This window comes from Pseudomonas sp. NY5710 (assembly GCF_013305665.1).
GTDB classification, from domain to species: Bacteria; Pseudomonadota; Gammaproteobacteria; order Pseudomonadales; family Pseudomonadaceae; genus Aquipseudomonas; species Aquipseudomonas juntendi.
This window is the reverse complement of record NZ_CP045554.1, coordinates 1,829,068-1,842,140: the sequence shown is the minus strand read 5'-3', so window position 1 is coordinate 1,842,140 and position 13,073 is coordinate 1,829,068. Positions and strand designations below refer to the sequence as shown.

11 protein-coding genes are annotated in these 13,073 nt (G+C 63.5%); 3 read left to right on the top strand and 8 right to left on the bottom strand.

Annotation, left to right across the window (positions count from 1 at the left end; all coding sequences use genetic code 11):
* Positions 1-3: 3 nt before the first annotated feature.
* The 3 genes from GEV39_RS08340 to GEV39_RS08330 all read right to left on the bottom strand — a co-directional run bounded on the left by GEV39_RS08340 (position 4) and on the right by GEV39_RS08330 (position 3,604).
* Entirely contained in the window at positions 4-1,395 is a 1,392-nt protein-coding gene (locus tag GEV39_RS08340; protein ID WP_173888218.1) for an aspartate aminotransferase family protein, read from the bottom strand.
* A 206-nt stretch (positions 1,396-1,601) separates the two neighbouring features.
* Positions 1,602-2,924, bottom strand: a complete 1,323-nt coding sequence (locus GEV39_RS08335) for an ATP-binding protein (protein ID WP_009684794.1) — start codon at positions 2,922-2,924, stop codon at positions 1,602-1,604.
* The gene (locus tag GEV39_RS08330; RefSeq protein ID WP_173888216.1) at positions 2,921-3,604 is read right to left on the bottom strand and encodes a response regulator; all 684 of its coding nucleotides are present in this window, start codon (positions 3,602-3,604) and stop codon (positions 2,921-2,923) included. The genes GEV39_RS08335 and GEV39_RS08330 overlap by 4 nt, the downstream gene beginning before the upstream one ends.
* A gap of 208 nt (positions 3,605-3,812) precedes the next feature.
* Between GEV39_RS08330 and GEV39_RS08325 the strand changes: the two genes are divergently transcribed.
* The 3 genes from GEV39_RS08325 to GEV39_RS08315 are packed head-to-tail and all read left to right on the top strand — an operon-like array spanning position 3,813 to position 6,437.
* Positions 3,813-5,156, top strand: a complete 1,344-nt coding sequence (locus GEV39_RS08325; protein ID WP_173888214.1) for a DUF6861 domain-containing protein — start codon at positions 3,813-3,815, stop codon at positions 5,154-5,156.
* Positions 5,157-5,173: 17 nt separating this feature from the next.
* Positions 5,174-5,791, top strand: coding sequence for a GAD-like domain-containing protein (locus tag GEV39_RS08320; RefSeq protein ID WP_173888212.1), 618 nt, complete (start codon positions 5,174-5,176; stop codon positions 5,789-5,791).
* 19 nt (positions 5,792-5,810) lie between these two features.
* On the top strand, positions 5,811-6,437 hold the full coding sequence (locus tag GEV39_RS08315) for a GAD-like domain-containing protein (protein ID WP_173888210.1): 627 nt from the start codon (positions 5,811-5,813) through the stop codon (positions 6,435-6,437).
* Positions 6,438-6,444: 7 nt separating this feature from the next.
* Here the strand turns inward: GEV39_RS08315 and GEV39_RS08310 are convergent, their stop codons facing one another.
* Genes GEV39_RS08310 through GEV39_RS08290 form a run of 5 tightly spaced genes read right to left on the bottom strand, consistent with a single transcriptional unit; the run spans position 6,445 to position 12,557 of the window.
* Positions 6,445-7,011: a nucleotidyltransferase family protein gene (locus GEV39_RS08310; RefSeq protein ID WP_173888208.1), complete on the bottom strand. Its 567-nt coding sequence runs from the start codon at positions 7,009-7,011 to the stop codon at positions 6,445-6,447.
* Complete coding sequence (locus GEV39_RS08305; RefSeq protein ID WP_173888206.1) at positions 7,008-7,979, bottom strand: XdhC family protein; 972 nt, start codon at positions 7,977-7,979, stop codon at positions 7,008-7,010. The genes GEV39_RS08310 and GEV39_RS08305 overlap by 4 nt, the downstream gene beginning before the upstream one ends.
* A 3-nt stretch (positions 7,980-7,982) precedes the next feature.
* The gene (locus GEV39_RS08300; protein WP_173888204.1) at positions 7,983-9,194 is read right to left on the bottom strand and encodes a cytochrome c; all 1,212 of its coding nucleotides are present in this window, start codon (positions 9,192-9,194) and stop codon (positions 7,983-7,985) included.
* Between the two features lie 2 nt (positions 9,195-9,196).
* Entirely contained in the window at positions 9,197-9,733 is a 537-nt protein-coding gene (locus tag GEV39_RS08295; protein WP_029887985.1) for a (2Fe-2S)-binding protein, read from the bottom strand.
* Positions 9,726-12,557 (bottom strand): xanthine dehydrogenase family protein molybdopterin-binding subunit, encoded by a 2,832-nt coding sequence (locus tag GEV39_RS08290; RefSeq protein ID WP_173888202.1) that lies wholly within the window; start codon positions 12,555-12,557, stop codon positions 9,726-9,728. Before GEV39_RS08290 ends, GEV39_RS08295 begins: the two co-directional genes overlap by 8 nt.
* Between the last annotated feature and the right edge of the window lie 516 nt (positions 12,558-13,073).

Genomic DNA, 13,073 nt, shown 5'->3' with positions numbered 1-13,073 from the left:
CAGTCAGACCGCCGCGATCAACGCCTCGGCAAAGCGCTGCGCGACTTCATCGATCTGCTCGCCGCTGATGATCAACGGCGGCAAGAAGCGCACCACCGCACCCTGTCGCCCTCCCAGCTCCAGAATCAGGCCACGCTTGAGGCACTCGCGCTGCACCCTCGGCGCCAGGTCGCGGTTAGCCGGTGGGTGGCCCAGCGCATCGGGCTGGCCTTGCGGGTCGACCAGCTCCACGCCCAGCATCAGGCCCCGGCCACGGATATCACCCAACTGCGGGTAGTCCCGCTGCAGGCGCTGCAGGTGCCCACGCAACCGCAGCCCCATGGCCTCGGCATGCTCGGCCAGGCGATGCTCGACCAGGTAGTCGATCACGGCCGAACCCGCCGCCATGGCCATCTGGTTACCCCGGAAGGTGCCGGCATGCGCACCCGGTTTCCAGGTGTCCAGCCAGTCGCGATACACCACCACCGCCAACGGCAGGCTGCCGCCAATGGCTTTGGATAGCGTGACCACGTCCGGCACGATGCCAGCATGCTCGAAGGCGAACATCCGCCCGGTACGGGCAAAGCCGCTCTGAATCTCGTCGACGATCAAGGCCACACCCGCCTGCTCGGTGATCCGGCGCACGCCCTTGAGCCATTCGATATCGGCCGGGATCACTCCGCCCTCGCCCTGCACCACCTCCAGGATGACTGCAGCCGGCAGTGGCACCCCGCTTTCCGGATCGAGCAGCAGGTTTTGCAGATAATGCAGGTTGGCCTTGACCCCGGCCTCACCGCCCAGGCCGAACGGGCAGCGGTAGTCGTACGGGTATGGCATGAACTGCACGCCGCTGCTCAACAAGGCACCCAGCGGTTGCTTGGGACCATGGCTGCCCATCAGGCTCAGCGCCCCCTGACTCATGCCATGGTAGGCACCCTGGAAGGCCAACACGGTGCTGCGCCCGGTGGCGCTGCGCACCAGCTTGAGGGCCGCCTCCACGGCGTCGGTCCCGGTCGGGCCGCAGAACTGCACCTTGGCCTCGCGGCGCAGGGCCTCGGGCAGGATGCTGTACAGGTCCTGAACGAAGCGGTCCTTGACCGGCGTGGTCAGGTCGAGTGTGTGCAAGGGGATCTCATCGGCCAGCACACGCTGGATCGCCTCGATCACCACCGGGTGGTTATGGCCCAGCGCCAGGGTGCCGGCGCCCGCCAGGCAGTCGATGAACTGTCGGCCTTCGACGTCTTCGACGTGAATACCCCTGGCGCGCTTGAGCGCCAGCGGGATGCGCCGTGGGTAGCTGCGGGCGTTGGACTCCTGCTGTTGCTGGCGTTGCAGCAACGGTGAGTCGGTGAATTCGTACAGGGCCTGCGACACGCTGGCCGGCGGGACCTGGGCAAGGCTGGAAGCGGTGGACATGGGTAAATCCTCGCAAGCGAGCGAAAGTGCGGGTGTTCGTCGCTTGGAAAACGCTTGAGTGCTGGGAGGATTTAGCGGTTGTTACTGGATTTTACTCACCCTGTGCCGGCCCTTTCGCGGGCTTGCCCGCTCCCACAGGTACTGCACAGGGCCTGACCCTGTGGGCGCGGGCAAGCCCGCGAAAGGGCCGGCACAGGCAGTGAAAATCAACTGCTCGAACGCGCCGGCACCTGCAACCACACCCGCAAGCCATCGCTACTGCTGTCGAACCTGAGGCTACCGGCACACCGCTGCACGATCGCCTGCACGATCGCCAACCCCAGCCCGCAACCACCGCTCTGCCCGCTGCGCCAGAAACGCTCGGTAAGGTGTTCCAGATCCGCCTCGGCAATCCCCGGCCCATGGTCACGCACCATGAAGCCCACCTGCCCGTCAGCCATCTGCACCTCCAACTCCACTGCCTGTTCGCCGCCATGGCGCAGGGCGTTGTCCAGCAGGTTGCGCAGCGCGGCCACTGCCAGCGGCGCCGGCATGCCCAGGTAGATCTGCGTGGCTTCTTCAGGCAATCGCAGCACAATGCGCCGGTTGTCACCCCCACCGGCATCCTGCACGGCCTGGCGGGCCACCTGCTCGGCGCTGCACTGCACGCCATCCTCGAACGAAAGGCTGCCCTCCACCCGTGCCAGCATCAGCAGCTGCTCAAGGGTACGGTGCATGCGGTCGGCGCCTTGTTCGGCATGCTCCAGTGCCTGCTCCCGCACGGCGCCATCGGTCATGCGCGCCACCTGCAGGTGGGTCTTGATTGCGGTCAACGGGCTGCGCAACTCGTGCGCGGCGTCGTCGGTCAGGCGCCGCTCGCGTTCGATGGTCTGGGCAATGCGCAGGAACAACTGGTTCTGGGTGTCCAGCAACGGTTGCAACTCGCTGGGCAGGCCCGCCACCTGCAAAGGCTCGACGCTGTCGGCACGCCTGCGGCGCAAGGCATCGCGCATCCGGTTGAGCGGTTCCAGGCCCTTGCCCAGGCCGATCCACAACAACCCCAGGCTACCGAGCAGGGCCATCAGCACCGGTGCCGAAGCCGCCAGCAGGATCGACTGGTTCAGCGCTTCACGCTCCATATGCCGGTCGGCAGTGGTGATGCGTACATCCCCATGGTTGTAGGTGAAGGTGCGCCACGAAGCGCCGTCGATGGTCTGGTCGCGGAAGCCGCTGCGCTCGTCATCCATGGTCCCGTCGTGCTTGTGGTTGCTGGCGAGGATTTCGCCGCGCAGCGAGCTGACCTGGCAAGCCATGCCGTCCGGCACGCTGAACTGGTCGGCCGAGAAGTGCGCCTCGCCGCCCTTGGCCGTCAATGGTTGCGGCAACTGGTCGATCAGCCCGGCAACCATGCGCGCCGAGGCGACCAGCCGCTGGTCGAGGGAAAACATCATCTGCTGGCGCAGGTCGCGCAGCATCCACGCCGCAGCCAGCACCCAGATGATGATGAAGGCACTGCCCAGGATCAGGCTCAAGCGTACCCGCAGGCTCATGGTGCGGCCTCTTCCGGTGCCTGCGCCGGGCCCAGGCGGTAGCCCAGGCCGCGTACGGTCTCGACGATACCGTTGCCGAGCTTGCGCCGCAGGTGGTGGATGTGCACGTTCAGGGCGTTGCTTTCCACTTCGTCACTGAAGCCATACACGCAGTCCTTCAACTGCTCGCTGGACAACACCCGGCCGGGGTTTTGCAACAGGGCCTGCAACAGCGCCTGTTCGCGGCGGGAAAGGTCGACCTGCTGGCCGGCCAGGGTCGCCTCGCAACTGCTGGGGTCATAACGCAGCGGACCGTGCTCGATCACATTGACCGCCCGCCCGGCCACCCGCCGCAGCAGGGTGTGCAGGCGTGCAGCCAGCTCGCGCAGATCGAAGGGTTTGAGCAGGTAATCGTCGGCACCGGCCTGCAGGCCATCGACGCGATCGGTGACAGCGTCGCGCGCGGTAAGCACCAGTACCGGCAAGGTCTCGCCTTTTTCGCGCAGGCGGCGCAGCAGCTTGAGGCCGTCTTCGTCGGGCAGGCCCAGGTCGAGGATCATCACGTCGAACTGCGCCGCCTGCAGCATGGCCCGCGCAGCGGCGGCGTTGCCCACCCGGTCGACGGTCAGGCCCTGGGCGGTAAGGCCGGCGCAGATGCCGGCGGCGATCAGGTCGTCGTCCTCGCAGAGCAGAACGTGCATGGTGTGGGCTCCCGAAGTGGTGTGGCTGGCATTGCACTATGAAGGGATTAAGGGGGGATTATGGACCTTTGCAGGTGGGCTGGGCGAGCGTGGCTTGAGCGCGTGCGACAGCCTTGAACGAAGTCTCCTTTTCCTACAGCCGACTCAGGAATTTCCGAACCGAATTCATGATGGGATTTCCCTGCACATGCTGTCAGGGAGACACCTCATGCACCTGAATTACCTGGTGCCCTCGTGGTTTGAGATCGAATCACGTGTCACCGATGAAATGGGCTATCAGGGACGCGCTCAATTTCGTACCCACTTCAATGAACCGGTCGCCTCACTGGCCCTCAACCTGCGCCGGGTCAGGGCTGTCCAGTCGGCCTTCAACCAGGCCGAGTGGCAGGCCGGCAGTATCCTGCACCAACGCTTTGCCGACCTGGAAATCGCCAGCATCCTCAACGAACTGCTCAAGGTGGTGAGGGAGATGGCGATGATCGTCGTCGGCAGCACCCTCACCGGCGGCGCCATTGGCGCTGGCATCGGGGCATTTGGCGCAGGTGCAGGGGCCATTCCCTTGGCCGGCGCTGGCGCGGCGATGGGCCTCAAGGTCAGCGGCTGGATACTTGGCGTACTGGGGCTTGCCTCCATCGCCGAGTTCTTCATTGAAGGCCTGCCCCGCATCGGCGAGTACTACCTCGATGGCATTCGCATAGCCTGGGAGGGCACGCGGGACGAAAGCCATGACCCGTTCGGGCGGGACGATCCGCATGCGATTTCCGGGGCTGCCCACCACATTGCCTTGGGCCATGTGGAAGTGGTGATGCTGTTGCTGGGGGCGATCGTCTCGTACCTCACCCGCGGGCACGGCGATGCCCGGGTGCTGGCGCAAGAGATGGCGGCCAGCCGCAAAGGCGCGCGGCTGGGGCAATGGATGCTCAAGCATGAGGAAGGGCTGAAGAAACGTCCGGATCTGCAGGGGCCGGAGCGGCGCAAGGGGGCAGCGAATGAGCCGCAACCGATGCCGCCGAATCGGCCGGCGGGAAAAGACAAGAAGCCCTCGCCAGGGAAGCCCGGTAGCATGCCATTGCATACGGTGGCGTGTTTCAAGGCAGACAAATTGCCAGTATCCAAGCATGGCGAGTTTGAACGGCAGTTGAAGGGACAGCAGGTTGGGTTGAATCGATTGACGGTTGAGGAGTTTCTGGAAAACGTTGCCAACCCAGTAAAACGAGACCCCAAAATTGCCCGCATCGCGAGGAAAGACTTGCAGTTGAAACTACAAAACAGAATCCAAACAGAGCTTCCTAAAGACATGAACCCTGTTGAAGCACGGAGAATTGCCATGAAACAAGCGAAAGAAACAATGGCCACGCTTGCGGCGTTGCACAACCCCGACCTAAGCGCAGGTGGCAAGGACACCATCTCAGACTTTGGCGACAGACAGGTCAATTCAAGTATAGGCCCTCAGTGGAAAACCAAGATTAAAGACCTGAAGCAAGCCGCCGAGCGGGCATCGCAAAGCGGCAACAAGTCCAACTTCATGAACGTAAAGCTTCACAAATGCTAGGCACTAGGGACATAAGCATGGACGAGATATTCTCTATATTCATCGAATCAATCGGAAAGCCCATGTATCGCCAAGAAGTGCCGCCTTCAAGCATACGCCGCTATACAGGAAAACTGCCTGATAAGCTTTTGGAGTATTGGGCGGAACATGGTTGGAGCGGATACGGTGAAGGAATATTCTGGACAGTTAATCCTCAAGAATATGAAGGCGTTGTCGATTCATGGCTACAAGACACACCCCTAGCCATCCGCGACAACTATCATCTCATTGCCCGAAGTGTTTTTGGCGACCTTTATCTTTTTGGCGAAAAAACCGGATTCTCACTCAAGATCACAGCCGCTATTTCTCACTATACAGGCAGCTTTCATGCAACCGCAGCAAATGAAATGGACAGAGCGGTACAAAATTTCTTCCTGACTGTAGACAAAGAATATAACGATTTCGACGGCATGTTCGATTCCGCATTAAAAAAACTAGGCACACCCAAGCACGACGAGATGTTCGCGTTCGTACCGGCACTGACGCTAGGGGGGCAAGCCACTCTCAAAAATCTTGAGAAGGTCAAGACACTAGAGCACTTAGTATTATTATCACAAATCGCCGAACTTCAACCTTACAGCTTCTCTGACTTCTAAAAAGACAAAAGGGACTAAAATGGACGTAATCTTCACCCTCTTCCTTGAAACCTTCGGCGACCCCGTCGGCCACCAACCCGTACCGCCCTCCGCCATCGACCATTACCGAGGCAAACTCCCGAACCGCCTCCTTGCCTACTGGCAAGACCACGGCTGGTGCGGCTACGGCGACGGCTTGTTCTGGGTGGTCAACCCCCAGGAATACCAGAAGGTCGTGGCTTCCTGGTTGGCAGGTACGCACTTCGAAGCTTGCGACACTTATCACCTCATCGCCCGCAGCGCTTTTGGCGACCTGTACCTATGGGGTGAAAAAACCGGTTCAGTGCTGACCATCGCGGCCTTCCACTCCCGTTATATCGAGGGTGCCCACAGTTCAGGGGACGAAGAGCGGGACAACAAGATCCATGGTTTGCTCATGTGGCTGATGACCGAAGGCACGTATTTCGACGAGCTGTTCGACCCTGCCAGGGAACGGCTCGGCACCTTGGGCGTGGATGAAATGTATGGCTTTGTCCCCGCCTTGATGCTGGGAGGTTCAGGCAGCCTTGAGCGGCTGAAAAAGCTTAAAGTGGTGGAGCACCTGCTGCTGCTGTCGCAACTGAGCGAACTGCAGCCTTACGAATGGGCTGACGAAGAGGATGAATAGGCCATGGCTACGGGTTAAGCGCCTCTGGCCTGTCGACATCCTGCAGCACACCGGCATCCTGCACGGGCACCCTGACGCAGCATTGCGGGTGAGCCTTCACTACCGACCGCGCCCCTTCATCACCCTGCAACCGGGCAAGCGCCGGCCAGAAATCACGGCCGAACAACACCGGATGGCCCTGCCGCCCGGCATGCCAAGGCAGGACTATCGTTGACGCACCGGCCTGGCGTGCAAGCAAGCCAAGCGTGGCGGGCGCCACCCAGGGCATGTCGCCCAACACCACCGCTACCGCCCGCGCCTCGCAATCTGCCAGCGAGGCGGCGCCGGCTGCCAGGCTATGGCCCATGCCCTGTGCGCAATCGACACTGGAAATGACCCGGCACGCCGATGGCAAACCCAGCGCCTCTGCCCGTTCGCCGTCGCGCAACACCACCCGCACCTCATCGAACACCGCGCAGGCACGTTCGACACTGTGCACCAGCAGGCTGCGACCGTCCGCCATCAGCGCCCGGCGCTTGTCGCCGCCGAAGCGCACGCTGCTGCCAGCCGCCAACACCAACGCCACCACACTCACAGCGCCGCCCGCCCAATGCCGTTGCGCAGGCGCAAGATATCGGCCAGTACCGCCAGGGCGATTTCGGCCGGGGTCTTGCTACCCAGGTTGAGACCGATCGGCGCGTGGATACGCGCCAACTGGTCGCCACTCAGGCCGCCGATGCGCTGCAAGCGCTCGCGACGCTTGTCAGAGGTGGCCTTCGAGCCCATCACGCCGATGTAGAACGCTTCGGTACGCACCGCTTCAAGCATGGCCAGGTCATCGATTTTCGGATCATGGGTCAATGCAACCACCGCCGTGTCGGCATGGCAACCGCCATTGGCGATAAATTCCGACGGCAGCTCGCGGCGTAGCTCGATGCCGTCCAGGTGCACGCCGTCGAGCACTTCATCACGTGGCTCGCAGAGAATCACTTCGAAGCCCAGGCCTTTGCCGAACTCGGCGCAACAGTGCGCCACGCTGGAATAGCCCGCCAGCAGCAGGCGCTGGGCGGCGCCGACGCGCAGCCGTACACAGGTGGGCTCACGCTGCACCCGCGGCCCCTGGCTGGTGTCAGGCAACAACTGGCGGTTGCCGTCGGGCAGGCGCACTTCACGCAACAACCGGCGCTGCCCCAGCAATGCGCTTTGCAACTCGCGCAGGTGGGCCTGCACGTCGCACTCGGCCGCCAGGTTTTCCACCAGCACTTCCAGCACCCCGCCGCACGGCAAGCGAATACCCGAACGGGGGTCACTGCCATCGCCGTAACGCACGAGGGTGACCGGCTCGGCGAACTCGCCCAAGGCCACACGGTGCAGGAAGTCATCCTCTACGCAGCCGCCAGACAACGAACCCAGCCACTGGCCGCTGGCGTTGACCGCCAGCAGCGACCCCGGCGCACGCGGCGCCGAACCGTAGGTGGCGAGTACCGTGCACAACCACACCTGCTGACCGCTGCACGACCACTGCAAGGCCTGGCGAATCACCTGAAGATCGAGATGCTGCACCGGTTACTCCGCCTGCAGCTCGGCGAGCTGCTGTACCTTCAGGTCACCGGGCAATCCACCCCAGGCCTGGCGCAGGTAGTTGACCATGTCCGTCACCTGCTGGTCATCCAGCTTGCCGGCGAAGCCAGGCATCGGCTGCATGCGCTCGAAGCCGGTGAACTGCTGTTCGCGGATGCCTTCGAGGATGACCTTGACCAGGTTGCGCGAGTCGGCCTGGCGCAGCACGGTATTGCCCTGCATGGCCACGGCGACGTGTGGCTTGCCCTCGCCGTCGACCCCATGGCAGCCGGCGCAAACGTTCAGGTACTGCTGGTGGCCGCGCTGGGCACTGTCGCTCATCTGCGCCAGGGCAACCGGCTGGATGACCTTGGCCGCGGGTGGCTGGTCACCCAGCAGGTAGGTGGCCATGGCCGCCAGGTCGGCGTCCTCCAGGTGCTGGGTGCTGTGGTGCACCACCGGGAACATCTCGTTGAACATGCTGCCCTGGGCGCTGATGCCGTGCTTGAGGAAGGTGGTCAAGTCTGGCTGGGTCCAGCCCCGCTCAGCCAGGTCCTGCGCCAGCAGGCTGGGCGCCAGGTAACCCGCCAGCAGGCCGCCGCTCAGGCGCTGGTCCTGCTGCAGTGCGCCGATCGCATTGCGTGGGGTATGGCACTCGCCACAGTGGCCCATGACTTCGACCAGGTACTGGCCACGCTGCCAGGCCGGGCTTTTGCCCTCGGTTGGCTGCAGCTGCACGCTCTTGCCATACAACAGGTTCCAGCCGCTCACGCCCATGCGCACGTTGAACGGGAAGCGCAGCACCGTCTGCGGGGCCGGGCGGTTGATCGGCGGTACGGTTTTCAGGTAGGCAAGAATCGCGTCCGAGTCTTCGCGCTTGATCAGGTGGTACGAGGTGTAAGGCATCGCGGGATAAAGGTTGGCACCATCCTTGCGCTTGCCCTGCGTGACTGCTGCGAAGAACTCGTCGGCGCTGTAGTTGCCGATGCCGTACTGCTTGTCCGGGGTGATATTGCTGCCGTAGATGGTGCCGAACGGCGAATGGATCGGCAGGCCGCCGGCATACGGCGCGCCGCCTTCGGCGGTGTGGCAGGCCATGCAGTCGGCGGCGCGGGCCAGGTATTCACCGCGCTTGACCTGCGCTTCATCGGCAGCCAGGGCCGCCGAACTGACGGCAACACCCAACGCCAGCGCCAATGCGCTACGTACGAAGCCCATGTTCAACCCTCCTTGACCAGGCCGAGGTCGTTGAGCACCTGGCGGGTGGCGTCGTAGTAACGCACGTAGCCTGTGCACCGGCAGATGTGGTGCCCGAGACTGGCCTCGATGCGGTCTTGCACTTCGCTCTTGTTCAGCGGCTGGCGCTGGGCGGTTTCCACCAGCACGGTAGCGGCGTTGACGAAGCCTGGTGCGCAGTAACTGCACTGGAAGGCGAACAGGTCGACGAACTTCTGCTGGATCGGGTTCAGCGTCAGGTTGCCGGCCTCGTCCTTGCTGGCATGGCCTTCGATGGTGCGCACTTTCTTGCCTGCAAAGTAGTGGGCACCGGTGATACAGGTGCGCACTTCTTCGCAGGTGCCGTCCGGGTTGTCCACGATCACCACGCAGGCGTGGCAGATGCCCTGGCCGCAGCCCAGGCGCGAGCCGGTGAGGTTTTGGTGTTCGTGCAGGTAGTCGAGCATCGCCAGGTCGTCGGGGACCTCGACCGGGCCGACCGGTTGACCGTTGAGGGTCAGTTGCAGTGGGCGGTTAGCCATTGAGGGCCTCCTTGATACGGGCTGGGGTAATGGGCAGATCGCGCACGCGCTTGCCAATGGCATGCGCGACGGCATTGCCGATGGCACCGACGACCGGGATCATCACCACTTCGGCAATGCCCTTGGACGGGTCGGTGGGTGACAGCGGCGGCAGAATTTCGCTGGTCTGCTGCCATACCGCCACATCGCGCGCATGCGGCAGGCGGTAGCGGTTGAAGTTCCAGTCGCCCTCCCCGGGCCCGCCCTCGTACATTGGCATTTCTTCGGTCAGGGCGTGCCCGATACCCATGGCGATGCCACCTTCGAGCTGGCCTTTGACCAGCTCCGGCACCAGCGCCCGGCCGCACTCGACCCAGCTGTGGTGGTTGAGCACTTGCACTTCGTGGGTGCCCTTGTTGACCTTGACTTCGACAATGGTCGCCACCGGGCTGTAGTAGGTGACCATGGCGTTGTTCAGCTGGGTATCGGGGTACGCCGCGTTCTGCCGGTCGAGCAGGTGATAACCGTGGCTGCTCATCTGCGCTTTCTTGGCGTTGACCGCGCCGTCGCCGTATTTCACGGCCACGGCGTCGAGCGGGAAGCGCTCGCGCACACCGTCGATGACGAAGTCGGCCTCGGCCCAGCTCCAGCGGTTGAAGCCGTGTACGCTCACACCGGTGACCAGGCCCATGTCATGCGCCTTTTGCGCCAGCTGGGCGAACGGGATCGGTGCCAGGCCGTTGCCGGTCAGCTCACCGTTGACCCACACAGCGTTCTCGCGGCGCACCACCAGCGGGTTGGCCTGCCCGCCGTAAGGCCCCTGGCGCCAGATGGCCATGGCCGCCGGCCACAGGCCATGGTTGAACAGTACCCGTGCAGCTTCGCGGGTAGCGTGGCTGAAATAGAACGCCGAGTTGGTCGCCGACGATGGCGACGCCAGCTTGCCCACCCAGCGCGGGTTACGCAGGGCAGCGTCCTGTTCGGGCTGGCTGATCAGGTACGGGTTACCGCTGGTGGTCAGCTGCAGCTCTGGCCACTCGGTAACGGCAGTGCGCACCTCGTCGGCCGAACGGCCAAGGAAGTCGCTGACCACCAGGGCCTGCGAAGTGGACATGCCCGTGCCCAGTTCGGTACCGATGTGGCGCAGACTGATGCGCCCGTCGCGGCTGAACTCGACGCTGGCCATCGGCGCTTCCGCGCCCGTCCCGAAGTCTTTCTGGCAGATGGCGAAACCCACGCCGTACCAGTGATCCTGGTCCTTGGCATCGATCTGCTGCTTGCGTGCTTCACGGTTGCGCCACCAGTCGTGCACGGCGGCCTTGTCAAGAATTTCGTACAGGCGCAGGGCGCCGGCCGGCACCGCGCCCTGGGTGTTCTTCATGCCCGACTTCAGCGCGTTGGCACGGCGCAGGTCGATGGCATCCACGCCCAGGCGGCCGGCGATTTCATCGACCATCATTTCAGTCGCCGCCATGCTCTGCAGGGTGCCATAGCCGCGCATGGAGCCCGCCTCCACGCCACGCGAGTAATAGGCAGTCACCGACAGGTCGTTCTGCGGCATGTAATAGATCGACTGCGCTGCGGTCGCACCCACTGCGGCCACCGACGGGCTGTAGTTGATGCGCCCGCCGCCGTCGCAGCTCATGTCGGCGCGGAAAATCTTGAACCTGTTGTCTTTCTTGTCCACCGCCAGTTGGTAGCGGATATCGAAGGCATGGCGCTTGATGCCGCTCTGGAACTGCTCGTAGCGATCATTGGCCAGGCGGACCGGTACACCGTCGCCGTACAGCGCAGCCACGGCAGCGTAGAAGACGAAGATGTTGTTGTCTTTGGAGCCGTAGCCCACGGTGTAGCCGGGGTGCATGTTCAGGGTGTTCAGGGCAAACCGCGACGGCTTGATCATGTGCACGCATTCCTGCGCCACTTCGAACGGGCACTGGGTGGCAACCACGAAGTGCAGCGTGCCGCTGGCCCGGTCGTACCAGCCGTTGCCGTTGTCCGGCTCCAGCGCGGCAGGTTCGATGGACGGCGTCTTGTAGCGCTCGTCGAACACCAGCCAGTCCTCGGGCGGGTTGTCCAGCTGTTCGGCCATACGGTTGGCGTAGAACAGCCCCTGCTCGGTCAGGTCACCATGCTGGTTGGGCTGTCTCGACCACACCGGCTTGCGGTTGAGGATGGTGGGGAACAGCATGGAATTCTTCAGGCTGGAGAATTCATCGTCGTCGAACGGCGTTGCGCCGCCCACCCGCACGAAGCGGAAGCTGCCATAGGGGTCACGCTGGTACAGCGGCGCCTGGGCGCCGTAGCGGATCGCCTGGTCGTTGAACTGCAGCTTGCGCTTGGCCTGGCGGAAACGCTCGAAATCGTGCCAGATCAGGATTGCCACGGGGTGGCCGATGAACATCGGGACTTGGCCGGGCGGCAGCAGTGGGTCGGGCGAGTGCGCTTCGGGCCAGGCGATGCCGTCCTGTTCCAGGTCGGCGGCGGTGACGACACGGTCGGGTTGCAGGTCTGCCCCCAGCAGGCTCAGGTCATGCCCGGCATAGATGCGGTCAGCCTTGGTGGCTTTGAGCAGCAAGGCATGGCCCTGTTGCACCGGCCAGCCCGGCATGTCCTTGGCCCGGATGTCGCGGGCGAACACCTTGTCGCCGCAGACTTTGAACAACGCATCGTTACGGAAACGCGCCTTGCCGTCGTGGTTCATCCACTTCTGCGGCGAAGTGGTGACGCGTTCCTCCATCAGCGCGGCGAATGCCTGGCTGCCAAGTGGCGCCATGGTCACACCGACACCAGCGACCAGGCCGCCTTGCAGGAAGGCGCGCCTGGAAATATCACGGTTGGACATGCTTGATCCTCTGGGCAGTCGAGGGTCTGCCCTTTCTTCTGATTCTGGGCCTGGCTTGCAGAAAGCTGACCTGAGCGTCAACTTTACAGCAATTTAGCGAGGACAGGCAAAGTCAAGCCGACAATATGTCGCGGTGTGTCGGGTTTTTAGCGGGGGGATCCTTGCTTGGGCTGATAGGTGTTCGCCTTTGAAGATTCGACGCTTGGGAGATCGAGCGCCGCCCGCGCGGCGCTTCGCGGGTAAACCCGCTTGTACAACGGGCCGGGGTGGCCGGCAGCCCTGCGGGGCCGGGCCGGCATCATTGATCGATGTAGGAGCGGGTTTACCCGCGAATACGATGGTGCCGGCAATGCACAATGCCTGGCAGAAACTGGCCCGCAGGCCTGGCCCTTTCGCGGGTAAACCCGCTCCTACAACGGGCGGGGGTGGCCGGCAGCCCTGCGGGGCCGGGCCGGCATCATTGATCGATGTAGGAGCGGGTTTACCCGCGAATACGGTGGTACCGGCAACGCACAA

Bases quoted from the DNA above. Each gene is read 5' to 3' on its own strand.
- GEV39_RS08300 (WP_173888204.1), bottom strand. From the start codon at position 9,194: ATGGGCTTCGTACGTAGCGCATTGGCGCTGGCGTTGGGTGTTGCCGTC.
- GEV39_RS08340 (WP_173888218.1), bottom strand. From the start codon at position 1,395: ATGTCCACCGCTTCCAGCCTTGCCCAGGTCCCGCCGGCCAGCGTGTCG.
- GEV39_RS08335 (WP_009684794.1), bottom strand. From the start codon at position 2,924: ATGAGCCTGCGGGTACGCTTGAGCCTGATCCTGGGCAGTGCCTTCATC.
- GEV39_RS08330 (WP_173888216.1), bottom strand. From the start codon at position 3,604: ATGCACGTTCTGCTCTGCGAGGACGACGACCTGATCGCCGCCGGCATC.
- GEV39_RS08295 (WP_029887985.1), bottom strand. From the start codon at position 9,733: ATGGCTAACCGCCCACTGCAACTGACCCTCAACGGTCAACCGGTCGGC.
- GEV39_RS08320 (WP_173888212.1), top strand. From the start codon at position 5,174: ATGGACGAGATATTCTCTATATTCATCGAATCAATCGGAAAGCCCATG.
- GEV39_RS08325 (WP_173888214.1), top strand. From the start codon at position 3,813: ATGCACCTGAATTACCTGGTGCCCTCGTGGTTTGAGATCGAATCACGT.
- GEV39_RS08315 (WP_173888210.1), top strand. From the start codon at position 5,811: ATGGACGTAATCTTCACCCTCTTCCTTGAAACCTTCGGCGACCCCGTC.
- GEV39_RS08290 (WP_173888202.1), bottom strand. From the start codon at position 12,557: ATGTCCAACCGTGATATTTCCAGGCGCGCCTTCCTGCAAGGCGGCCTG.